Raw genomic sequence first — 21,540 nt, forward strand, 5'->3', positions numbered from 1 at the left:
GGCAATTCTGGCCGACCGTCTTCTCCCCGTGCGAGCGGTGCCCGGCGCGGTGAAGATGGGCGGGGAAAAGGAGGTCGCATGACGACTCGGGTGACGGTGCTGGGAACCGGCCTGATGGGCGCCGGCATGGCCAGGAGCATGGCCAGGGCCGGGCTGGACGTGACGGTGTGGAACCGCAGCCAGGACAGGGCGCGGCCGCTGGCCGCGGACGGGATCCGCGTCGCCACCGATGCCGGGGCGGCGGTGTCCGGCGCGGACGTGGTGCTCACCATGCTGTTCGACGTCGACGCGGTGGAGCGAGTGGTCGCGCCGCTGCTGCCCACCTTCGACGGGGCGCTCTGGGTGCAGGCGGGCACCGTCGGCCTGGAGGGCACCGAACGGCTGGCCGGACTCGCCGCGCGGCACGGGGTCCGGTACCTGGACGCACCGGTGCTGGGCACCCGGCAGCCCGCCGAGCAGGGTGCGCTGACCGTGCTCGCCGGCGGACCGCCGGAGCTGCGCGAAACCGCGGCGCCGGTGTTCGAGGCGATCGGCTCCCGCACGGTCTGGGTCGGCGACCGGCCAGGCGACGGGCAGCGGCTCAAGCTCGCCGCCAACGCCTGGGTGCTCTCGATCACCGGCGCGACGGCGCAGAGCGTCGCGCTGGCCGGCGCGCTGGGCATCGACCCGCAGCGGTTCCTGGACGTGATCGCGAACGGGCCGATGGACAGCGGCTACGCCCAGGCCAAGGGCAAGGCCATGATCACCGGGGACTTCTCCCCCGCGTTCCCGGTTTCCGGTGCGGTCAAGGACAGCGGGCTGATCGCGGACGCGCTGAAGGCGGCCGGCGCCGAGGACGCGCTGATGCTCGCCCTGCGGAACGCGTTCGAGGCGACGGCGGAGTCGGGTCTCGAATCGGCGGACATGGCCGCCGTGGTGCGGGCCTTCCGCGCATCGCAAGTCAACTGATCGGCCAGTCGAATACTTGCGATAATCGCAAGCCGTGGCTAGGGTAGCCCGCCATGGACGAAGCGGACGAGCTGCGCGAGCGGATCCGCGGGCTGCTCAAGGCCATGGCGCAGCCGCAGCGCGAGTTCGCCGCGGCGATCGGGCTCGACGAGACCAAGCTGTCGAAGTCGCTGGCCGGCAAGCGGCGGTTCTCCCCGCCCGAGCTGGTCAAGGTCGCCGAGCACTGCGGGGTCACGGTCAACTGGCTGCTCAACGGCAGCGACGACGCGAGCACGGTCAGCGCCGTCCCCGCACCGGCCACCCGCTCCACGAGCGGCCAAGGCGATCCGGCGTTTTCCGGGCCGCGCAAGCGGATCCTGGAGACGGCCTGGCAGCTGATCGCCGAACGCGGCTATCACCGGGTGCGCATCGCCGACATCGCGCAAGCCTGCTCGACGAGCACGGCGAAGATCCACTACTACTTCCCCACCAAACAGGACGTGCTGCACGAAGCCTTGCGGCGCAACGTGAAGCTCGCCTTCGACCGGCAGGTCGCCGAGCTGCACACGGTGGAGGACGCGTACGAGCGGCTGCTCCGGTTGGTGGAGCTCCAGCTGCCCACCGACGGCCTGCTCCGCGCGGAGTGGTCGGTGTGGCTGCAGGTGTGGAACGAAAGCGCGCTCAACCCGGAGCTCCGGTCGCTGTACTGGGACTCCTACAACCGCTGGTACCGCACCATCGCGATGACCATCCGAAGTGGACAGGAGCAAGGCGTGTTCCGGGATCGGGATCCCGACTCGGCCACCGCCGCGCTGACCGCGCTGATCGACGGCCTCGGCATCCAGGTGCTCACCGGGAAACCGGGCAGCTCGGTGTCGGCCATGCGAGCGCACCTGCACGAGTTCATCGAAAGCACGATCGCCGGAGGAGCAAGCGGCCATGAGTGAAACGATCATCACCTGCGCGCTGACCGGCGCCGGGGACACCACCGGCAAGAGCCCGTACGTGCCGATCTCCCCGCAGCAGATCGCCACGTCGGCGATCGAAGCCGCGGAGGCCGGCGCCGCCGTGGTGCACATCCACGTGCGCGACCTGGACACCGGCCAGGGTTCCCGCGATGTCGCGCTGTACCGCGAAACCGTGCGGCGGATCAAGGACAGCGGGGTGGACGTGGTCATCAACCTCACCGCGGGCATGGGCGGGGACCTGTTCCTGGACGAGGAGGATCCGCTCAAGCCGGTGGACGGCACCGACCTGGTGAACGGGCTCGACCGGCTGCCGCACGTCGAGGAGCTGCTGCCGGACATCTGCACCGTCGACTGCGGCTCGCTGAACTTCGGCGAGGGCAGCCAGCTCTACGTCTCCACCCCGGACATGCTGCGCGCGGGCACCAGGCGCATCCAGGAGTTGGGGGTCAAGCCGGAGCTGGAGATCTTCGACACCGGCCAGCTCTGGTTCGCCACCAAGCTGATCGCCGAGGGCCTGATCGACGCGCCCCCGCTCTTCCAGCTGTGCATGGGAATTCCCTACGGCGCGCCGGCCGATCCCGGGCTGCTGCAGACCATGGTGCGGATGCTGCCCGATGGCGCGCAGTGGGCGTCCTTCGCGATCGGGCGCGACCAGATGCGCTGGGTCGCCCAGTCCGTGGTGCTCGGCGGGCACGTCCGGGTCGGCCTGGAGGACAACCTCTACCTCGCCAAGGGGGTCAAGGCCACCAACGCGCAGCTGGTCGAGCGCGCGGCGCGGATCGTGCGGGACCTCGGCGGCACGGTCGCAACCCCGGACCAGGCCCGCACCCGGCTGAACCTGAAGGGAGCGGCCCGTGTCTGAAGCAGGAACCGTCGCCTGTGTTGGCGGCGGCGTGATCGGCGGCGGCTGGGCCGCGCACTTCCTCGCTCGCGGCTACCGGGTGCTCGCCTGGGACCCGGCGCCGGACGCCGAGGCGAAACTGCGCACCCTGGCCGAGCGCGCCTGGCCGGCGCTGACCGAGCTCGGCCTCGCCGAGGGCGCCGGGCCGCACAACCTGGTCGTGTGCGCCACGCTCGCCGAAGCGGTCGCCGAAGCCGAGTTCGTCCAGGAGAGCGCGCCGGAAGACCTGGCCCTCAAGCGCAAGTTGCTCGCCGAGATCGATGCCGCGACCCCGGCGGGCGTGGTCATCGCGTCCTCCACCTCGGGGTACAGCATGACCGAGATGCAGGTGGACGCGGCCACCCCGGAACGGCTGGTGGTCGGCCACCCGTTCAACCCGCCGTACCTGATCCCGCTGGTCGAGGTGGTCGGCGGCGAGCGCACCGAACCGTGGGCGGTGGCCGCCGCCGCCGAGTTCTACCGCCGGGTGGACAAGTCGGTGATCACCATGGACCGCGAGCTGCCGGGGTTCATCGCCAACCGGCTGCAGGAGGCGCTCTGGCGCGAGGCGCTGCACATGGTCGCGAACGGCGAGGCCACGGTGGCGCAGATCGACACCGCGATCACCGACGGCCCCGGCCTGCGCTGGCCGGCGCAGGGCCCCTGCCTCACCTTCCACCTCGCCGGCGGGGACGGCGGGATGGCCCATATGCTCGACCACTTCGGTCCCTCGCTGAAGTCCCCGTGGACCAGGCTGGACGCGCCGGAGCTCACCCGCGAGCTGCGGGACGCGATGGTGGACGGTTGCGTGGCGGAGGCGGACGGCCGGTCCATCGCCGAGCTGGTCGCCGAGCGGGACAGGGCGATCATCGCGGTGCAGCGGGCGGTCGAAGCGAGCCGGCGGTCCACCGATGAATAGCCCTACCGAATACCGCGACTCAGTCCGTCCGGAATGGATCGACTACAACGGTCATCTCAGCGAACCCTATTACGTGCTCGTCTTCGGTGACGCCACCACGAATCTGATGGAACAGGTCGGACTCGGCGCACACTATCGCGCCGAAACCGGCTCGTCGCTCTACACCGTCGAAGCGCATATCCGCTACCTGCGCGAGGTCTCCGCCGGCGCACACCTGCTGGTGACCACGTCGGTGCTTTCCGTCGGCGCCAAGAAACTCCGGCTGTGCCACGAGATGTACGTCGAAGACACCCTGGTGGCGACCGAGGAGCTGCTGACCCTGCACGTCACCGGCTCCAGCAGCAGCCCCTTTCCGGACGCGGTCGCGGACGACCTCCGGCGGCGCGCCTCCCCCGCACCGGACTACGCCGGCCGCGCGATCTACGGTTAGCTACCCCGGTTTCCGAACAATTTCCACCACCTTTTTTGAACCTCGCCCTCCCCCTTGTTCGCGATCACCTCATCGAAAAGTGATTCGCCATGAATACCGAAAGCATGCCCAATACCGCCCGATTCAGCAGGCGGCACTTCCTTTCCACCACCCTGCTCGGCACCGCCGCCGCGCTCTCCGCCTGCGGCACCGGCCCGGACGCCGCCGTCGCCGAGCCGACCGGGCCGCCGCGGCGCGGCGGCACCCTGCGCGTCGGGGTCACCGGCGGCGGCTCGTCCGACACCCTGGACCCGCACATCCCGGCGACCAACCCGGACATCGCGCGGGTGATCAACCTCTACGAGCCGCTGCTGTCCAGGGATCACGACTACCGGCCGGAACTGCTGGTCGCCGAGTCGCTTCAGTCCACATCGGACGTTCGGTCCTGGACGGCCACGCTGCGCGCCGGGGTGCGGTTCCACGACGGACGACCGGTCACCCCGGCCGACGTGGTGGCCACCTTCCGCCGGGTGCTGGACCCCAACGACCCGAAGAACGGCGCGGCCAGCCTGAAGGACATCCTCGGCGAGGTGGTAGCGACCGGGGACCGCACGGTCGAGTTCCGGCTCCGCGAGCCGGTCAGCGTGTTCGACGACTACCTCGGGCAGTACTCGCTCGGCATCGTGCCCGCCGACTTCGACGTCCGGCACCCGGTCGGCACCGGGCCGTTCCGGGCGAGCACCTTCACCGAGGGCCTGCAGAGCACCTTCCTGCGCAACGAGCACTACTGGCGCCCCGGCGAGCCGTACCTGGACGAGCTGGTGCTGACCAACTTCACCGAGGACGACGCCAGGATCAACGCGCTGCTCTCGTCCCAGGTGGACGCGATCGACCAGGTACCGGTCGCGCTGGTGGAGGTGCTGCGCAGCGACCCGCGGATCCGGGTGCTGACCTCGGAGACCGGCACCTGGCTGCCGTTCACCATGCGGGTGGACCGGCCGCCCTTCGACGACGTCCGGGTGCGCCAGGCGATGCGGCTGGTGGTGGACCGCGAACAGATGATCAACCAGGTGCTCAGCGGTCGCGGCCGAGTCGGCAACGACCTCTACTCGCCGTTCGACCCGGCCTACGCCCGCGAACTTCCCCAGCGCACCAAGGACATAGCGAAAGCGCGGCAACTGCTCGCCGAGGCCGGCCGGGAGAACCTGGAGGTGGAGCTGGTCACCGCGCCGATCCAGGCCGGTGCGGTGGAGTCGGCGCAGGTGTTCCAGCGCCAGGCGCAGGAGGCCGGCATCAAGGTGCGCATCCGCAAGCTGGACACCACCACCTTCTTCGGCGAGAACTACACGAATTGGGACTTCGCGCAGTCCTTCTACTACACGCGGAACTACCTGCCGCAGGTCGCGGCCAGCTCGCTGGCGGGTTCGCCGTACAACGAGACGCATTTCCAGGACCCGGAGTTCACCGCACTGATCGGGCAGGCACGCAGCACCACCGACGAAGGCGCGCGGAACGATCTTCTCCGCCGCGCTCAACGGATCGAATACGAGCGCGGCGGCAACATCGTCTGGGCGTTCGTGGACGGCGTGGACGCGCACCAGGTGTACGTGGCCGGCCTGAAACCGGACCGCACCGGCCTTTCGCTGTCCGGGTACCGGTTCCGGCAGGCGTGGCTCGGCACCGGAGGTGCGCGATGACCCGGCTCATCCTCCGCCGGCTGCTGGTCGGCCTGCTGGTGCTGTGGCTGGTCAGCCTGCTGGTGTTCGTCGCCACCCTGCTGCTGCCCGGCGACCCCGCCCGCGCCATTCTCGGCCAGCAGGCCACCCCCGAGCGGATCGCCGCGCTCACCGAGCAGTTGCACCTGAACGCACCGGTCTGGCAGCGCTATCTCGACTGGCTCGGCGGGGTGCTCACCGGCGACCTCGGTGTCTCCACCGCGACGCAGGGCTCGGTGAACGCGCTGCTCGGCGACCGGCTCGCCGCGTCGCTGGTGCTGCTGGTGGCCGCCGCGGTGGTCAGCGCCCCGCTCGGGCTGGCGCTGGGCACCTGGAGCGCGATGCGCCGGGACCGGGTCGCGGACCACGCGATCTCCGGGGTCAGCCTGGTGATCGCCGCGCTGCCGGAGTTCGTGATCGGCGTGGCGCTGACCGTGCTGCTGTCCACCACGGTGTTCAAGGTGTTCCCGTCGGTCACCCTCGCCGCCCCCGGCGAGGCGGTGTGGAGCAAGCCGGTCCAGCTGGTGCTGCCGGTGGCCACGCTGGTGCTGGTGGTGACCCCGTACCTGGTGCGGATGATGCGCGCGACGATGATCGACGTGCTCGACAGCGGGTACGTGGAAATGGCGCGGCTGAAGGGAATCCCGGAGCGCACGGTGATCCTGCGGCACGCGCTGCCGCAGGCGGCCGGCCCGGTCGCGCAGGTGATCGCGCTGCAGCTGGCCTGGCTGGCCGGCGGGGTGGTCGTGGTCGAGTTCCTGTTCCGCTATCCCGGCATCGGCCAGCTGCTGATCGACTCGGTGAACAAACGGGACGTGCAGGTGGTGCAGGCGATCACGCTGATCATCGCGGTGGTGTACATCGTGGTGAACCTGGTCGCCGACGTGGTGGGCATCCTGACCAACCCGAAGCTGCGCACGGCGGTGGTGTCCCGATGAGCGCGATCGCCCTGCCGCCGGGGGAAACCGGGGACAGCCCGCCGGCACGGCGGCTCGGCCTGTTCCGCCGCGCCTGGCAGCTGCCCAAGGCAAAAGCCGGGATGGCGCTGACCGGGTTCGTCGCACTGGTGGCGCTGCTCGGGCCCTGGCTCGGGCCGGTGCTCACCGGCTACGGCCCGACCGACTTCTCCGGCAGGCCGTTCCAGCACGACGGGGTGTTCGGCACCGACGGCCTCGGCCGCGACGTGCTCACCCGCTTCCTCGACGGCGGTCTGAGCCTGCTCGGCTACGCGCTGCTGGCCACCGTGCTCGGGGTGGCGCTCGGCACCGCGGTGGGCATGCTGGCCGGTTACAGCGGCGGACGGCTGGACAGCGTGCTGATGCGCGGGTCCGACGTGCTGCTCTCCTTCCCGCAGCTGGTGTTCGCGCTGCTGGCGATCGCCATGCTCGGCCCGCGAGGTTGGCTGCTGGTGCTGGTCATCGGCCTCACCCACGCGCCGCGGGTGGCCAGGGTGACCAGGCAGGCGACGGTGGCGGTGGTCGCCAACGACTACATCAGCGCCGCCGAGATGTACGCGATGCCGCGCTGGCGGCTGCTGCTGGGCGAGGTGCTGCCGAACATCACCGGGCCGCTGATGGTGGAGCTCGGGTTGCGGCTGACCTATTCGATCGGCTACATCGCGTCGCTGTCCTTCCTCGGCCTCGGCCTGCAGCCACCCGCCGCGGACTGGGGGCTGATGATCAACGAGAACCGGATCGCGCTGGTCGTGCAGCCCTGGGGCGTGGTGCTGCCGATGCTGGCCATCGCGGTGCTGACGGTGGGCACGAACCTGATCACCGACGCGCTGGCCTCCGCTGCGGCGGGGCGTACCGGCAAGGAGCGAGCATGAGCGGACGGACAGCGGTGGCGGTCGAGGGCCTGGCGGTGACCACCGACGCGGGCACGCCGATCCTGCACGAGGTGAGCTACCGGATCGCGCCCGGCGAGGTGCTCGCGCTGGTCGGTGAGTCCGGTTCCGGCAAGACCACCGCGGGACTGGCCGCGCTCGGGCACTTCCGCACCGGGCTTCGGCCTGCCGGCGGCACGGTCGTGTGCCCCGCCGACGGCGAGCCGGTCGACATCCTGGCGCTGGGCGAGCGGGACCGGCGCGCGCTGCGCGGCCGTACCGTGGCCTACATCCCGCAGGATCCGGCGCTGTCGCTGAACCCCGCGCTGCGGATCGGCACCCAGATCGCGGAAGTGCTGACCGCACACGGGTTCGGCGACCCGGCACGGTGCGCCGAGCGGGTCACCGAGGTGCTCGACGAGGTCGGGCTGCCTTCGGACGAGCAGTACCGGCGCCGCTATCCGCACCAGCTCTCCGGCGGGCAGCAGCAGCGGGTCGGCATCGCGATGGCCTTCGCCTGCCGGCCAGCGGTGGTGGTGCTGGACGAGCCGACCACCGGGCTGGACGTGACCACCCAGGCGCTGATCCTGGACACGGTGCGCCGGCTCACCGTCGAGCACGCGGTGGCCGCGCTGTACATCACGCACGACCTGGCGGTGGTCTCCGTGATCGCGGACCGGGTCGCGGTGATGTACCGCGGTTCGGTGGTCGAGCAGGGCAGCGCCGCCGAGGTGCTGGGCCGGCCGCGGCACGAGTACACCAGGCGGCTGATGACGGCGGTGCCCGATCTGGCCGGAACCAGGAGCGCGCTGGTCACCTCCACACCCGCGACCGGGGCGCCAGGGCCCGCCGAGGTGCTGTCGGCCAGCGGCATCACGGTGTCCTACGGGGATGTGCACGTGCTGCGCGGCGTCGGGCTGAGCATCGAGGCCGGCGAGTCGCTGATGCTGCTCGGGGAGTCCGGCTCCGGCAAGACCACGCTGTCCCGTTGCGTCTGCGGGCTGGTCGAGCGGTACTCCGGCTCGGTACGGCTCGGCGGCACCGAGCTTTCGTCGTCCACAAAGGACCGAACGGCGGGCCAGCGGCGGGACGTGCAGTACGTGTTCCAGAGCCCGTTCTCCTCGCTCAACCCGCGCAAGACCATCGCCCAGTCGCTCGAAGTGCCGCTGGCGCAGCTGACCGGCCTGTCCAGGGCGCAGCGTCGGGAACGGGTCGCCGAGGTGCTCGAACAGGTGCGGTTCAGCCCGTCCATCGCACACCGGCTGCCCGGCAGGCTCAGCGGTGGCGAGCGCCAGCGCGCCGCCATCGCCCGCGCGCTGGTGACCACGCCGAAGGTGCTGGTCTGCGACGAGGTTACCTCGGCACTGGACGTTTCCGTGCAGAAGACGATCATCGACCTGCTCGCCGAGCTGCGGGCCGAGCTGGGCATGGCGATCCTGTTCGTCACGCACAACATCGCGCTCGCCCGGCACGTGGCGGACCGGATCGCGGTGCTGCGCGACGGCGAGATCGTGGAGTCCGGCGCGGTGCACGACGTGCTCGAGCACCCAGCGCACGAGTACACCCGCGAGCTGCTGGCGAACACGCCACGGCTGTGAGAGGAGTCCGGTGATGCGGATCGAAGGTATGGTGCGCCGGGGTTTCGAGTCGGTGCGCGCAGTGTTCGAGGAGATCGTCGCCGCCTCGGCCGGCGGTGCCGCGTTCAGCGTGGTGCGCCGCGGCGAAACGCTGGTGAACCTGTGGGGCGGCCACGCCGACCCGACCACCGGGCGGGCATGGGCAGCGGACACCGTGGTGGTGCTGTTCTCCGGCACCAAGGGGCTGGCCGCCACCGTGCTGGCCGACCTCGCGGACCGGGGCGTGCTGGCCCCGGAAGACCGGGTTGCACGGCACTGGCCCGAGTTCGCCGCCGGTGGCAAGCAGGACGTGCGGGTGCACCACCTGCTCGCGCACACGGCCGGCCTGCCCTACGTCGACCCGGTTCAGGACGACCTGCTGGACAACCGGGCCAACGCCGCCGCACTGGCCCGCCAGACTCCACTGTGGACTCCGGGCGAGCGGGTGGCCTACCACGCGGTCACCTTCGGCTATCTGCTCACCGAACTGGTCCGGCGGTGCACCGGGAAGCGGGTGGGCGAGCTGGTCGCCGAGCGGTTCACCGGCCCGCACGCGCTCGACGTGCACCTCGGCACGCCGGAGCGGGTCCGGCCGCGGCTGGCCAGGATCGTCCGCGAGCCCGGCTACCGGATCAGCACCTTCCTGCGGGACGACCCGGCCCGCCGGGCGATCGTGGACCGGATGTACCGCGGCCTGCTCGGCGATGGCGATCTGGTCAACGACCCGCGGTATCACCGGGCCGAGCTCTCCGCCGGCAGCGCGGTCGGCGGATCGCTTTCCATGGCCCGGTTCTACGACCTGCTGGCGACCGGCGGACTGGTCGGTGAGGCGGCGCTGGCCACCGCCACCAGCACCTGGGCGCAGGGTCCGGACGTGATCAACGACCGGCCCCTGCACTTCGGCCTCGGCTACGAGCTCGCCGACCCGATCGGCACCTACGGCCCAGCCGAAGTCGCGTTCGGCCACTCCGGTGCCGGCGGCGGCCGGCACGGCGCGCTTCCCGAAGCCGAGCTCGGGTTCTCCTTCACCACCAACGAGATGTGCTCCGAGGACACCGACACCCGCGCCACCCGCCTGCTCACCGCACTACCACGGTCGTGAGTGAAAAGTGTTGTCCCGGCAACACTTTTCACTCACGACGTCGTGGTGCGCTGGGTCAGCGAATCCTGCCGCCGCGCGGTCGCGATCGAGGTCAGGGTTCGGCGGCATACCTTGCCGGTCGGGCCGAGCGGCAGCTCCGCGAGCAGCACCAGTGCCTCGGGCAGTTTCCGGCGCTCGACACCGCGCTCGTGTTCCAGGAACCAGGTGAGTTCGGCCAGTGTGATCCCGGCCCCGGCCGGCCGCGGCGCGACGCAGGCGCACAGCCGCTCGCCGAGGTCGTCGTCGGGAACGCCGACGCAGGCGACCTCCGCGACGGCCGGATGCGTGCCCAGTTGCGCCTCGATCTCGGCCGGGCTGATGTTGTAGCCGCCACGGATCACGATCTGCTTGATCCGGCCGAGCACGTGCAGCCTGCCCCGCGAGTCCAGCAGGCCGCGGTCGCCGGTGCGCACCCAGCCGCCGGGCAGCCGGTAGCGGGCGTCCAGCCCGGGAGCGTCCACATAGCACAGCGGGGTCATCGGGCCGCGCGCGCAGATCTCGCCCGGCTGCCCGTGCCGCACCGCCCGGCCCCGCTCGTCGACGATGCGGATGCTGGCCACCGCGGGATCGGGCCGCCCGGTCCAGGCGCCTGGCCCGGTGGCCGCGGTATGGCAGTTGACCCCGTCGGAGGAGCCGTACACCGTGATCACCTCGGTCCGGAAGCGGTCCTGGCAGGCGCGCGCGACCCGCTCCGGCAACGCGGCGCCGCTGGACACCACGGCCTGCAGGGTGCCGAAGTCCTCCCCCGGCACGGGTCCGAGCGCCGCCATCCGGCCGAGCATCGTCGGTACCCCGAACACGTGGGTAGCGCGCCGCTCACCGAGCATCCGCAGCGCGGCAGCGGCATCGAAGGCGCCGGTCAGCAGCAGGGTCCCGCCGAGGGCGGCGATGGTCACCGGCACCCCGCAGGACCCGAACGAGGACGCGAGCGGCACCAGCACCAGGTTCCGCATCGGCACCTTTCCCCGCCGCAGCGCCCGCAGATAGCTAGCCCGGCCACCGGCGAAGGCGTTGTGCGAGTATGCGACCAGCTTCGGCTCCGCTTCGGAGCCGGACGAGACCAGGATGCGCGCCGGTGCCTCCGGATCGACCGGCAGGCGGCGTGCTCCCCCGGCCGGGAACGGAAGCCGGTGCACGCGGTCGTTGATCACCGCGCTCGCCCTCGCCCGGCACAGCAGCTCCGGCAGACCAGACACTGCACTTCCCCCGGCAGGACAGGGCAGCGCGACCGCCCCGGCCGCGTAGACGGCGAGTTCGGCGGCGACCGCGGCGCGACCGTTGCCCAACTGGATCCCGACCACGTCACGGTTCCCGATCCCGGCCGACACCAGCTCGGCGGCCAGCCGACGCACCTCGACACCAAGGCTCTCGTAATCCAGTGCCCCGTCCGCGTCGATCACGGCTTCACGCCGGGGATGTGCGCGCGCCTGTTCCCGGAACAACGTGTGCAGGTCGCGGCCGGGACATAGTCCACTGTGGACCCATTCTCGGCGGAGCACGGCCGGCACCCGGTCGGTCAGCTCCAGCCCGGCCGCCGAGGTCCAGGTGCTCACGAGAACGTCCACGGGCTGAGCGGGAAGGTGTAGCCGTCCCGGCCGAGCACACCGGCGAACCGCGGGTCCGCGGCCAGCGCCCGCAGATCGGTGCACACCGGGGTCACCGGCAACCCGACCGCGGCGAACCGCTCCAGCCAGTATGCGGTGGGGTGCGCGGTGAACTCCGCCGCGCCGAGCACTTCGGCCACCCGGTCCGGCCGCGACCTCGCCCGCGCGCCCAGCGCCAGATATCCGTCGCGGGTGGCCGGTGGCCGGTCCAGCATCGTCCACACCGGACGGACGCGAGGACGCGGCGGCACCGCGGCAGCGGAGAGCAGGGACGAGTCGACGCGCGCACCGGCGCCGGTGCGCAACCGGGCCAGCAACGCGGTCAACACCCCCTCGGCGCACACCGCTCCGCCGAGCACGTCGGTCACGGTCATCAGCGACGGTGCGGCCGGCTCGTCACCGGGACGGAGCGCGGCGGCCAGCCCGCTGTGCGCCTGCACCAGGAAATCGGTGCCCAGCGGCGGGACCGGCCCGAACTCCGTCCCCCAGCCGGACGCGGCCGCGTACACCAGTCCGGGCCGCACCTTGGCGAGATCGTCGGCGTCGAGCCCGAGCCTGACCGCCCTGCCCGGTGCCCAGTTGTGCAGGAACACCTCGGCCCCGGCCACCAGGTCGAGCACCTCCGCGCGCCCGGCCGCAGACTTGAGGTCGATCTCCACGGCCCGCTTGCCGTCGTTGAGCGCCCGGAACCGCGCCGAGCAACCACCGGCCATCGGCGGCACTCCGCGCATCGGGTCGCCGCCGGGCGGCTCGATCCGAACCACGTCGGCACCGAGCAGCCGCAGCAGATGCCCTGCCAGCGGTCCCTGCACCCGGCTGGTGGACTCCACCACCACGATCCCGTCCAGCGGCAACCCGGCCGGACGGGCGGGAGCACCGGCCGCCCGCCGCCCCAGCGGCGAGATCCGCCATGGTGGAAGCGCCACCCGGAACCGGGGCTCGGCGCGCACCGCCAGCACGCTGACCCCCGCGGCACGGCCCAGCTCGGTCAGCTCGCCGAACGGCCGCCCGCTCGCCGCGGTGGCGAGGCCGACCGGCAGCGGACAGGTCGCGGTGGCGAACCTGAGCTGGAACGGACGCCAGCCCCGCCGAACCGCGTCCGGATCCGCGCCGAGCCGCAGCCAGAACCGCTGCCAGTGCTCGGCGTCCAGGGTTTCGAGCTCGAAGCGCACCCCGTCGGCCGAGGCGAACGGCGGCTCACCCCCACCTCCATCGACGGCAGTGTCCTCGGCGTCCTCGGCGTCCTCGGCGGTCGCCGCGGCCAGGTACTGCGCGACGGACAGCAGCGCGGCCTGCGCCACCGAGGTGCGCGCCGTGCCCACCACCAGCCCGCGCGCCCTACCGATCCGCGCCGCCAGATTCCCTTGTGCGGCAAGGACTCCGGCGACCGCAGTGGCGTAGTCCACGGCGAGCGGCAGCGGCCGTCCCGAACGGCGGCCGTGTACGTGCATCAGGCCGCAGGCCGCCTGCACCGCGCTCTCCTCGGCCAGCGGCAACTCGACCGGGCCTGCCCAGCCGACGAGGCAGTCCGGTGTTCCCGCCGGACGCTCGGTGGACAGCGTCATCGCGGCCGCCTGCCCTGCACGGAGTACATCACGCTGGACGAGACGCAGAACGAAGGGTCGGCCAGCAGGGCGCGGATTTCCTGGAGCTGCCCGTCGGTCATCCCGCCCGCGAGCAGTCCCTCCCGCAGCCGGTAGGTGTGCTGGGCCAGCAGCCGCAGCCCCGGCGACCCGCCCTGCCACCGTTCGAGCTGCGGCCAGACGTCGATTCCGGTGAAACCCGCCCGCCGCATCGCCGCCCCGGCATGGCGGCCCCACGCACCGTCTACCCCGGCGGCAGCCATCACCGCGTCCTTCGCCGCGAGGAAGCTGCTGAACAACCGCTCCGCCGACGCGTCCGGCCCCAGCAGACAGGGCTGATAGGAGGTGTCGAATTCGTCCAGCTGCAACCAGCCGCCCGGTTTGAGCGCGGCCAGCAACCTGCCTAGCACCACCGCGCGGCGCGGCAGGTGACGCAGCACCAGCCGCGCGTGGATCAGGTCGAAACCGTTCTCCGGCAACGGGTCCGTCACCACATCGTGCCGGAGCACGGTCAGCTTCGGCCGCCGCGGGATGTGCCGGGGTTCGAGGTCGGTGGCCAGCACCTCGCCGGTCGGTGCCACCCGCTCGGCCAGCCAGACCGCGACGCTGCCGCCACCGGCTCCCACCTCCAGGCAGTGCCAGCCGTCGGTGACCCCGGTGCCGGCCAGCCTGGCCGTGCTGAGCGGGTCGTAGGCCTCGGCGAGGTACTGGTGCTGCTCGTGCGCACCGTCTTCGCCGAAGACGTAGCGGGGCTCGTCGAGCCGGCTGCCGGGCACCTGCGCTCCTTCCGTGGGTGGTGGTCAGGTCCAGCGCCCGGTGCCGGGCGGCTCCGCCCGCCCGGTCAGCGCGGCCAGTAGCGCGAGCCGACGGACTTTGCCGGTCCCGGTGCGGGGCACCTCGTCCCAGGTCAGCGTCACCGGTTCGGCCAGCTCGGGCAGGTACTTGGGGAGGTCACGGACGGCGCGTGCCCATTCGCGGGGGTCCTGCTCGCCGTCCTCGGTGACCACAACCGGCAGCGGCGGCCCGTCCGGCACGCCGAGCACCACGCACTCGATCGCGCCCGGCAGCCGGTCCTCCAACAGGTCTTCGGTCTCCAGGCAGCTCAACTCCGGCAGCCCGTCCACCTCGCGGTCCAGGAACAGCACCGTGCCGTCGCGGTTGCGCTGGCCGAGATCCCCGGTGTTCCACCAGTTCCCGGTCTGCTTGGCGGCCCACCGCTGTTCCTCCCCGACGTAACCGAGGCAGCGGGCCGGCGTACGCGCCAGCACCAGCCCGGCCTGTCCCCTCGGCACCGGGGCGAAGGTTTCCGGGTGCACCACCCGGAGCCGGGTCCGCACCGGGATGGGCCGGCCCAGGTTGCGAGTGGTCGGGTGCCGGTCCCGGCGTTCCAGCGCTTTGCGCGTCAGGAACCGGAAGGTCAGCGGCCCGGTCTCGGTCTGCCCCCAGCCCTGCATCCACAGTGGACGCCGGCGCGCCGAGGCGGCCAGGTACGCCCGCACGGTGGGCGGGTGCATCGCGTCGTAGGTGCTGACGAACAGCCGGACGTCCCGGAAAGGGTTGTCCAGCCGGGAAAGCAGCGGCTGGAACCGGACGAAGGTGGACGGCAGCGCCTCCACGATCGTCGGCGGGTCGGCCCGCAGCACCGGATCGGCGGTCGCCGGGTCCGCGCCGGTGAGCACCACGATCCGGCGCGGGGCCAGGCAGCACACGCTCGCCGTCCAGCAGAACGTCCGGCCGTGCGCGAAAGCGCTGGCGTTGGCCACCGTGTCGTCCCGCCGCACGCCGACAACCGGCAGCCGGTGGGATTCCAGGCAGGCCAGCTTCCCGATGATCGTGCCGGTGGAGTGCACCACCAGCTTCGGCACCCCGGTGGTGCCGGAGGTGTGGTTGATCACCAACGGCTCCCCGCGCACCGGCCGTCTCGGCGCGGGCGGGCGGGTGCCGCGGACGTCGTCGAGCACGAGCGCGCCGGGTTCCTGGTCGTCCAGGCTGAGCACCCGGCGAGCCAGCGAGCCCAGGTCCACGCCGGACTCCCGGCCGGAGCGCAACAGCCGGGCGGTGGTGACCAGCACGGCGGGCTCCAGCCGCTTGAGCAGTTCGCCCAGCGCCTCGGCCGGCAGCTGCCCGGACAGCTGGGCCGGCACCGCGCCCAGCCGGACCGCCGCGCAGGCCAGCAGGTCGTAGTCCCAGTGGTTGTCCTTGGCGATCGCGATCCGGTCGCCTGGCCCGGCACCGGCCGCGAGCAGCCAGCCGGACGCCGCACGGACCAGTTCCGCGAGCCCCGCCAGGTCGTAGTGCAGCCCGCCGTCCGGTGCGATGTCGAACGGCCGGTCCAGCCGCACCGTGGTAGCGGCGCCCTGCTCGACGCACTCGTCGAAGAGCACGCCCATGTCGTACGGCTTCACACTGCCTCCCGCGCTCGCACAGGCACGTTCCGGCTGAGCACCCGCGAGGCGGCAAGTGCCGCCGCGCGCACCGCGCCCTCGCTGCTCGGCCGCAGCAGCACCCAGTCGCCTGCGTAGTCCACCGGGCCGTTCGGGCGGGCCGCGAACCCGGCGCGCAGCCGCAACGCCGCCGGGGTCGCCTCGGGCAGCCCGTGCCGGATGCGGTGCACGAAGTTCTTCCTGGTCGCCATCGCGAGCCCGGGCACGTACCGCTCGGCCCGCTCGGTGAGCCTGCCGATGACGTCGGCGTCCGAAGCGCCGAAGAGCCCCGGAATCGCGCCCGGTGCGGCCATCAGGCTGAGCAGCCCGGCGCCGGCCGGTGCCCTTGCCGGGTGCTTGGCGTGGTCGATGATCAAGCCGGAGAGCACCTCGTCCTCCGCCGACGGGGTCAGCAGGGCGTAGATCGGCCGGCTCGACTCCGGGGCGAGCGGGCGGTCGAGCAGGCAGCTGACCTTGAGCATCGGGGTGAAGGTGCAGGCGGCCAGGAACTCCGCCTCGGCGGCGGGCGGGTTGACGTAGATCCGCGCCGCCACCGGGGCCGGCACGCAGAGCAGCACCGAACGCGCGGTGACCGTGCCTTCGTCGAGCACCAGCCTCGCCGAGTCCGGGCCGGCGACGACCTGGTGCACCTCGCTGCCGGTGCGCACGTCCAGCCGTTCGGCCAGCCGCCTGGCCAGGGTGTCCATCCCGTCGGCGTAGGTCAGCCAGCCGGACGCGTTCCCGACCTCGCGCATCAGGCAGGCGAACGGCGCCGCCGCCGAGCGCGCGGTGTCCCAGCCGAAGAAGCCACCGGCCACCGGCTGGAAGAGGTAGTCGTGCAGATCGGGATGGCGGGACCGGAGGTACTCGGCCACCGTGCGCTCCCCCAGCGGCGTGTGCTCCGGCCGGTCGGCGTCGAACTCCCGGTGGCGACGGCCGGTCCACACGAGAAAGCGCGCCAGGTCCAGCCTGGCCCGCACCGACAGGCCGGCGCCGGTGAGCAGGCCGCCGGGGTCCGAGACGCCGGGCTGGGCGCGATCGTTGCGCCAGACCGCGATGGCCTTGCCGATCTTCGGCACGTCGGACAACGGAAAGTCCAGCCGGCGCAGCAGCTCCCAGGTGGCGCGGTAGCCCTTCGCGGACAGTTGCTCGGCGCCTTCGTCCACGGTGTAACCCTGGTGCCGGAAGCTGGCCATCCGCCCGCCGACCCGGTGCGTCGACTCGTACACCCGCACCGACAGTCCGGCCCGCCGCAACTCGGTCGCGGCGGCGAGCCCGCCAATCCCGGCACCTACCACCGCCACGTCCAGGTCGTGGCCCATCAGGCACCGGCCTGGATCAGGTTCGCCACGATCAGCAGCGCCGCGTTGAGCCGGTGCACCCGGAAACCGAGCTTGCGGGCGCTCATGATGTCCCCGCCGGGGAAGCCCATCCGGTACTGCATCGCGCGCATCGCGGTGGCCGGCAGCATCACCAGCACGAACCACCACGGCGCGAGCCCGGTCAGCGAGCCGAGCGCACCGAAGGCGAATTCGGCGACCGACAGCGCGAAGACGAACCTGGCGTTGCCCTTCGGCGAGGCCAGCACCGCGACCGTCGGCCGGCCGACCGCACGGTCGCCCGCGATGTCATTGGTGTTCGAGTAGACCCCGAACAGCAGCGGGCCCATCCCGAAGATCAGCGCCTGCACCAGCACGAAACCGGAGAACTGCCCGGCCACCAGCCCGTACGGGGCGAGCACCAGCGCCACCCCGAGCGCCACCAGGAACAGCTCCTGGAACCCGCGGTAGCTCAGCTTGATCCCGTAGGAGTACTGCGGCATCAGCACGAAGGTGACCACGATCAACACGAGAGTCCATAATGGACGATTCGGGGATAGCAGCACCGCCAGCACCCACAGCGCGCCACCGGCCGCCACGGCCAGCCAGGCGAACCGGAGCGCCTCGGCCGGGGTCAGCGTGCCGGCGATCAACGGCTTGCGCAGCAGCCGCCTGGTCGGGGTGTCCGGCCCGTAGTTGGCCGCGTCGCTGCCGTCGTGGTATCCGGTCACGTCGTCCAGCGCCACCATCGCGGCGGTCACCAGGATCTCGCCGGCCAGGAACACCACCAGCGTGGGCAGCACCCGCGAGTCGAAGGCGGCCAGCGGCAGCAGCACCGCCGACAGCACCACCAGGATGCTCAGGTAGTAGTCGTACACGTCCAGCTTGGCCAGCCGGGTGTAGCTGCGCAGCTTGCTCTCCGGTCGCGGCCCCTTGACCGCGCCGCGGCGGGCTTCCGTGCCACTGGTCATCACAACGCTCCCTGCTCCGCGAAACCGATCAGCGCGGCGGCCGAGCGGTCGCCGCCGTAGTCGAGGCCGCGGCGCGCCACCAGCCGCGAACCGGGCAGCAGCGCCAGGTACTCCTCCAGCGAACGCACCCGGCACCACCGGCTGGCCGCCACCCCGGCGTGCTCGTATTCGATCAGCACCAGGTACCGGCTCGACGTCGCCAGTGCCCGGCAGATCTTCGCCAGCCGGTCCTGATCGAGCACGTGCATCAGTGTCCAGACGCTGACACTGACGTCGAACCGCTTGGCCCGCCAGGGAATCTGCTCGGCCCACGCCAGCATGAACTCCACATTGGAGAGAAATGCGCAGCTCGCCCTTGCCTCGTCAAGCATGCGCGGGGTCATGTCCACCGCGGTCACCTGCCCGGCGTGCCGCGCGAGGGTGGGGGTCAGCCTGCCCACCCCGCAGCCGATCTCCAGCGCGGACCGCACCGGCTGCCCCAGCTCCGCGGCCACCACCCCGAGATAGTCTCCGACCAGCCTTCTGGTCAGCGCGGTGACCCGCGTGTTCAGCACCCGTGACTGGGACGCCCGCATCACCCGCGCCAGGCCGTCACGCTCGGCGCGGCGGTGCCATTCTCGCGCCAGATCCTCGTCGGTGATGGGACCGGCTTCTTCCACAATCGATCGCAAGGCGATGGCTCCTTCTCAGATTTCGCGGTATTCAAGGGGTCGGCAACGCCGCGTGCCGCATGGCGAACTCGCAGACCGCGTCCGCGATGCACTCGACCTCGGCGTCGGACAGCTGTGGGTAGACCGGCAGCGCCAGGATCCGGGCGCTGGCGTGCTCGGCGTTCGGCCACTGCTGACCGGGCATGGCGTGTGCGGCGAACGCGGCCTGCCGGGGCAGCGGCAGCGGGTAGTAGACATGCGCGCCGATCCCGCGTTCCGCGAGCCATTCCTTGAGCTCGTCGCGGCGTTCGCACAGCAGGCAGTAGACGTAGTAGCAGCGCCCGTCCCGGCCCGACGGCGGCGGCAGCACCCCGGCCTCGCGCAGCCCGGCGAACCGTTCGGTGTAGTACTCGGCGATCCGGGCGCGCCTGGCCAGCCTGGCCGGGAACCCTGCGTACCGCCGCAGCTGGAAGGCCGCCTGGATCTCGTCGAACCGGCTGTTGTAGCCGATCCGGTGGTGCACGAACCGGTGCACGCCGTCCTGACCGTGGTTGCGCAGCAGGCGCACCGCCTCGCCGAGCGCGGGATCCCCGGTGACCACCGCGCCGCCCTCCCCCGGCATGCCGAAGGACTTAACCTGCACGAACGAGAAAACCCCGGCGTCGCCCCAGGTTCCGGCAGGCCGCCCGCGCAGCACGGCACCCTGCGCCACCGCGGAGTCCTCCAGCAACCGGACTCCGTGCCGGGCCGCGAGCTCCTCGATCCTGGGCAGGTCGGCCAGCACGGAGAACATGTGCGCCGGCATCAGCACCTTGGTCCGCGGGCCGATCAGCGCCGCCATCGCGGCCGGGTCGACCACCATGGTGTGCGGCAGGATGTCCGCGAAGACCGGGGTGGCACCGGCGTTCAGCACGCTGGCCGCGAGCGGTGCGCAGCCGAAGGCGGGCACCACCACCTCGTCCCCGGCACCGACCTCCATCGCCCGCAGCACCATGGTCAGCGCCGAGGTTCCGCTGCCGCAGGCCACCACGTCGGCGACACCCAGCGAATCGCCCAGCATCCGCTCGAAGGCGGCGGTGTGCCGGCCCAGGATGAACCGCTGCTCGGCGTCCAGCCCGATCTCGCGGATCACCTCCAGCAGCAGGCTCCGGTCCGCGCCGAACTGATCGGCCGGAAAGAACGGGAGTTCCAGGCCGGTCACGAGGCTTTCCCGCCGTAGAAGGCCCGGATCTCCGCGCAGACCAGGTCGACGTCGCTCGAGCGGAGGTCGGGGTAGAGCGGCAGCGCGACCGCGTGCGCGCAGGCCGCCTCCGCCACCGGGAAACTGCCACGGCGGTGGCCGAGGTCCGCGAAACAGGGCTGAAGATGCAGTGGAACGGGATAGTAGGTTTCCGTGCCGATCCCGTTGCCGGCCAGGTGTGAAACCAATTCGTCCCGGTTCTCCACCTCGATCAGGTAGACGTAGAAGACGCCGCGGGAATCGGGTCCCCGGTCCACCACCCCCGGCAACCGGATTATTCCCGGGATATCGGCCAAACGTTCGGAGTACGCTTCGGCGAGCTCCGCCCGGCGAGCGATATCCGCTTCCAGCCGGGTGAGCTTGGCCAGCAGTACGGCGGCCTGGATATCGTCCATCTTGCTGTTCATCCCCGGCTCGGCGGTCTCGTGGGAAATACCGGGGAAATGGTCCAGGGTGCGCCCGCGGCGGCCGTGGTGGCGCAGCGCGGCCACCCGTTCGGCGAGCACCGGGTCGTCGGTGAGCACGGCGCCGGCGTCGCCGAGCGCGCCCAGCGTCTTGCTCGGGAAGAAGGACAGCACCCCGCCGTCGCCGTGCAGTCCGGCGTGCACCCCGGACTGGCGCATGCCGATGCCCTCCGCGCTGTCCTCCAGCAGTCGCAACCCGTACTGCCTCGCGATGCCGCCGAGTGCCGCCATGTCCGCCTGCTGGCAGAACAGGTGCGCCGGCATCAGGAACCGGGTGTCCCCGGTGATCGCCGCCTCGGTGGCGGCCGGGTCGAGCGCGTAGGTACCGGGGTCGATGTCGGCGAACCGCGGCCGCCCGCCGGCCAGCACCACCGACGACGCGGACGCCACGAACGAGAACGCGGGCACCAGCACGCCGTCACCGGGGGTGAGCCCGGCAGCGCGCAGCAGCAGGACCAGTGCGTCGGTCCCGCTGTTCACCCCGATGGCGTACCGGGCGCCGGTGTATTCGGCGAGCCGGTGTTCCCATTCTTCAACTTGTTTTCCGTGCGAGAATTTTCCGTTATCGAAAACCTCGCCGATACGGGCACTGATCAACGGCCAGAGATCGGCGAAGGTCTCCGCCTGGGTGAAAAACGGAACGTCGCGCCGGCCAGTCGAACGGGAAGCCTCGCCGCCGTTCACCGGACGGGAACCTTCCATGATCAGTCTGCCGGACAAGCCGACCACTCCCCTTACCCCTGGATGATCACGGCGAAAACTCAACGTAGCCGATTCCGCCTGCGCGCAGAAGACACCGGCCTGCCTCCGGCGCGGTTTTCACCCTTTGCGGTCAGAGCGCCCACGGACCTTAACTTTCACTGCGGCACAACCGATACTGCCGATG

Annotated in this window: 19 protein-coding genes; 10 read left to right on the plus strand and 9 right to left on the minus strand. The window is 71.7% G+C overall.

The window, feature by feature from the left end; genetic code table 11:
- Positions 1 to 78: 78 nt before the first annotated feature.
- The 10 genes from AMYNI_RS0142295 (at position 79) to AMYNI_RS0142340 (ending at position 10,361) form a co-directional block, all read left to right on the plus strand.
- A complete protein-coding gene (locus AMYNI_RS0142295) occupies positions 79 to 948 on the plus strand; it encodes an NAD(P)-dependent oxidoreductase (RefSeq protein WP_020674208.1) in 870 nt (289 codons plus the stop codon).
- A gap of 53 nt (positions 949 to 1,001) precedes the next feature.
- Positions 1,002 to 1,874 (plus strand): TetR/AcrR family transcriptional regulator, encoded by an 873-nt coding sequence (locus tag AMYNI_RS0142300; RefSeq protein ID WP_020674209.1) that lies wholly within the window; start codon positions 1,002 to 1,004, stop codon positions 1,872 to 1,874.
- Complete coding sequence (locus tag AMYNI_RS0142305) at positions 1,867 to 2,757, plus strand: beta-keto acid cleavage family enzyme (protein ID WP_020674210.1); 891 nt, start codon at positions 1,867 to 1,869, stop codon at positions 2,755 to 2,757. Before AMYNI_RS0142300 ends, AMYNI_RS0142305 begins: the two co-directional genes overlap by 8 nt.
- The gene (locus AMYNI_RS0142310) at positions 2,750 to 3,694 is read left to right on the plus strand and encodes a 3-hydroxyacyl-CoA dehydrogenase NAD-binding domain-containing protein (protein WP_026361603.1); all 945 of its coding nucleotides are present in this window, start codon (positions 2,750 to 2,752) and stop codon (positions 3,692 to 3,694) included. The genes AMYNI_RS0142305 and AMYNI_RS0142310 overlap by 8 nt, the downstream gene beginning before the upstream one ends.
- Complete coding sequence (locus AMYNI_RS0142315; protein WP_026361604.1) at positions 3,687 to 4,124, plus strand: thioesterase family protein; 438 nt, start codon at positions 3,687 to 3,689, stop codon at positions 4,122 to 4,124. The genes AMYNI_RS0142310 and AMYNI_RS0142315 overlap by 8 nt, the downstream gene beginning before the upstream one ends.
- A gap of 89 nt (positions 4,125 to 4,213) precedes the next feature.
- On the plus strand, positions 4,214 to 5,800 hold the full coding sequence (locus AMYNI_RS0142320; RefSeq protein WP_020674213.1) for an ABC transporter substrate-binding protein: 1,587 nt from the start codon (positions 4,214 to 4,216) through the stop codon (positions 5,798 to 5,800).
- Entirely contained in the window at positions 5,797 to 6,756 is a 960-nt protein-coding gene (locus AMYNI_RS0142325; protein WP_020674214.1) for an ABC transporter permease, read from the plus strand. Before AMYNI_RS0142320 ends, AMYNI_RS0142325 begins: the two co-directional genes overlap by 4 nt.
- The gene (locus tag AMYNI_RS0142330; RefSeq protein ID WP_020674215.1) at positions 6,753 to 7,646 is read left to right on the plus strand and encodes an ABC transporter permease; all 894 of its coding nucleotides are present in this window, start codon (positions 6,753 to 6,755) and stop codon (positions 7,644 to 7,646) included. Before AMYNI_RS0142325 ends, AMYNI_RS0142330 begins: the two co-directional genes overlap by 4 nt.
- Positions 7,643 to 9,241 carry a dipeptide ABC transporter ATP-binding protein gene (locus tag AMYNI_RS0142335; RefSeq protein WP_040406276.1) on the plus strand — a complete coding sequence of 533 codons (1,599 nt, stop codon included), beginning with the start codon at positions 7,643 to 7,645 and terminating at the stop codon, positions 9,239 to 9,241. Before AMYNI_RS0142330 ends, AMYNI_RS0142335 begins: the two co-directional genes overlap by 4 nt.
- 13 nt (positions 9,242 to 9,254) lie before the next feature.
- A complete protein-coding gene (locus tag AMYNI_RS0142340; protein WP_020674217.1) occupies positions 9,255 to 10,361 on the plus strand; it encodes a serine hydrolase domain-containing protein in 1,107 nt (368 codons plus the stop codon).
- A 32-nt stretch (positions 10,362 to 10,393) separates the two neighbouring features.
- On the opposite strand, the gene AMYNI_RS0142345 is transcribed toward AMYNI_RS0142340, so the two are convergent.
- Genes AMYNI_RS0142345 through AMYNI_RS0142385 form a run of 9 tightly spaced genes read right to left on the minus strand, consistent with a single transcriptional unit; the run spans position 10,394 to position 21,383 of the window.
- Positions 10,394 to 11,953, minus strand: coding sequence for a class I adenylate-forming enzyme family protein (locus AMYNI_RS0142345; RefSeq protein ID WP_020674218.1), 1,560 nt, complete (start codon positions 11,951 to 11,953; stop codon positions 10,394 to 10,396).
- Positions 11,950 to 13,569 carry a CoA transferase gene (locus AMYNI_RS0142350; protein ID WP_020674219.1) on the minus strand — a complete coding sequence of 540 codons (1,620 nt, stop codon included), beginning with the start codon at positions 13,567 to 13,569 and terminating at the stop codon, positions 11,950 to 11,952. Before AMYNI_RS0142350 ends, AMYNI_RS0142345 begins: the two co-directional genes overlap by 4 nt.
- Complete coding sequence (locus AMYNI_RS0142355; protein WP_020674220.1) at positions 13,566 to 14,363, minus strand: class I SAM-dependent methyltransferase; 798 nt, start codon at positions 14,361 to 14,363, stop codon at positions 13,566 to 13,568. The genes AMYNI_RS0142350 and AMYNI_RS0142355 overlap by 4 nt, the downstream gene beginning before the upstream one ends.
- 24 nt (positions 14,364 to 14,387) lie before the next feature.
- Complete coding sequence (locus AMYNI_RS0142360) at positions 14,388 to 15,977, minus strand: class I adenylate-forming enzyme family protein (RefSeq protein WP_040407927.1); 1,590 nt, start codon at positions 15,975 to 15,977, stop codon at positions 14,388 to 14,390.
- Between the two features lie 11 nt (positions 15,978 to 15,988).
- Positions 15,989 to 17,332, minus strand: a complete 1,344-nt coding sequence (locus AMYNI_RS0142365; protein ID WP_020674222.1) for an FAD-dependent oxidoreductase — start codon at positions 17,330 to 17,332, stop codon at positions 15,989 to 15,991.
- Positions 17,332 to 18,300 (minus strand): UbiA family prenyltransferase, encoded by a 969-nt coding sequence (locus tag AMYNI_RS0142370; RefSeq protein WP_020674223.1) that lies wholly within the window; start codon positions 18,298 to 18,300, stop codon positions 17,332 to 17,334. Before AMYNI_RS0142370 ends, AMYNI_RS0142365 begins: the two co-directional genes overlap by 1 nt.
- Positions 18,300 to 18,971 carry a class I SAM-dependent methyltransferase gene (locus AMYNI_RS0142375; protein WP_245574123.1) on the minus strand — a complete coding sequence of 224 codons (672 nt, stop codon included), beginning with the start codon at positions 18,969 to 18,971 and terminating at the stop codon, positions 18,300 to 18,302. Before AMYNI_RS0142375 ends, AMYNI_RS0142370 begins: the two co-directional genes overlap by 1 nt.
- A gap of 31 nt (positions 18,972 to 19,002) precedes the next feature.
- Positions 19,003 to 20,142, minus strand: coding sequence for a DegT/DnrJ/EryC1/StrS family aminotransferase (locus AMYNI_RS0142380; protein WP_051116650.1), 1,140 nt, complete (start codon positions 20,140 to 20,142; stop codon positions 19,003 to 19,005).
- 5 nt (positions 20,143 to 20,147) lie between these two features.
- Positions 20,148 to 21,383, minus strand: a complete 1,236-nt coding sequence (locus AMYNI_RS0142385) for a DegT/DnrJ/EryC1/StrS family aminotransferase (protein ID WP_020674226.1) — start codon at positions 21,381 to 21,383, stop codon at positions 20,148 to 20,150.
- Between the last annotated feature and the right edge of the window lie 157 nt (positions 21,384 to 21,540).

The organism is Amycolatopsis nigrescens CSC17Ta-90 (assembly GCF_000384315.1).
Lineage (GTDB): Bacteria > Actinomycetota > Actinomycetes > Mycobacteriales > Pseudonocardiaceae > Amycolatopsis > Amycolatopsis nigrescens.

Excerpts from the sequence above, each read along its gene's own strand:
- AMYNI_RS0142340 (WP_020674217.1), top strand. The coding sequence starts at position 9,255 with ATGCGGATCGAAGGTATGGTGCGCCGGGGTTTCGAGTCGGTGCGCGCA.
- AMYNI_RS0142370 (WP_020674223.1), bottom strand. The coding sequence starts at position 18,300 with ATGACCAGTGGCACGGAAGCCCGCCGCGGCGCGGTCAAGGGGCCGCGA.
- AMYNI_RS0142350 (WP_020674219.1), bottom strand. The coding sequence starts at position 13,569 with ATGACGCTGTCCACCGAGCGTCCGGCGGGAACACCGGACTGCCTCGTC.
- AMYNI_RS0142335 (WP_040406276.1), top strand. The coding sequence starts at position 7,643 with ATGAGCGGACGGACAGCGGTGGCGGTCGAGGGCCTGGCGGTGACCACC.
- AMYNI_RS0142300 (WP_020674209.1), top strand. The coding sequence starts at position 1,002 with ATGGACGAAGCGGACGAGCTGCGCGAGCGGATCCGCGGGCTGCTCAAG.
- AMYNI_RS0142330 (WP_020674215.1), top strand. The coding sequence starts at position 6,753 with ATGAGCGCGATCGCCCTGCCGCCGGGGGAAACCGGGGACAGCCCGCCG.
- AMYNI_RS0142325 (WP_020674214.1), top strand. The coding sequence starts at position 5,797 with ATGACCCGGCTCATCCTCCGCCGGCTGCTGGTCGGCCTGCTGGTGCTG.
- AMYNI_RS0142305 (WP_020674210.1), top strand. The coding sequence starts at position 1,867 with ATGAGTGAAACGATCATCACCTGCGCGCTGACCGGCGCCGGGGACACC.
- AMYNI_RS0142320 (WP_020674213.1), top strand. The coding sequence starts at position 4,214 with ATGAATACCGAAAGCATGCCCAATACCGCCCGATTCAGCAGGCGGCAC.
- AMYNI_RS0142360 (WP_040407927.1), bottom strand. The coding sequence starts at position 15,977 with ATGGGCGTGCTCTTCGACGAGTGCGTCGAGCAGGGCGCCGCTACCACG.
- AMYNI_RS0142365 (WP_020674222.1), bottom strand. The coding sequence starts at position 17,332 with ATGGGCCACGACCTGGACGTGGCGGTGGTAGGTGCCGGGATTGGCGGG.
- AMYNI_RS0142315 (WP_026361604.1), top strand. The coding sequence starts at position 3,687 with ATGAATAGCCCTACCGAATACCGCGACTCAGTCCGTCCGGAATGGATC.
- AMYNI_RS0142295 (WP_020674208.1), top strand. The coding sequence starts at position 79 with ATGACGACTCGGGTGACGGTGCTGGGAACCGGCCTGATGGGCGCCGGC.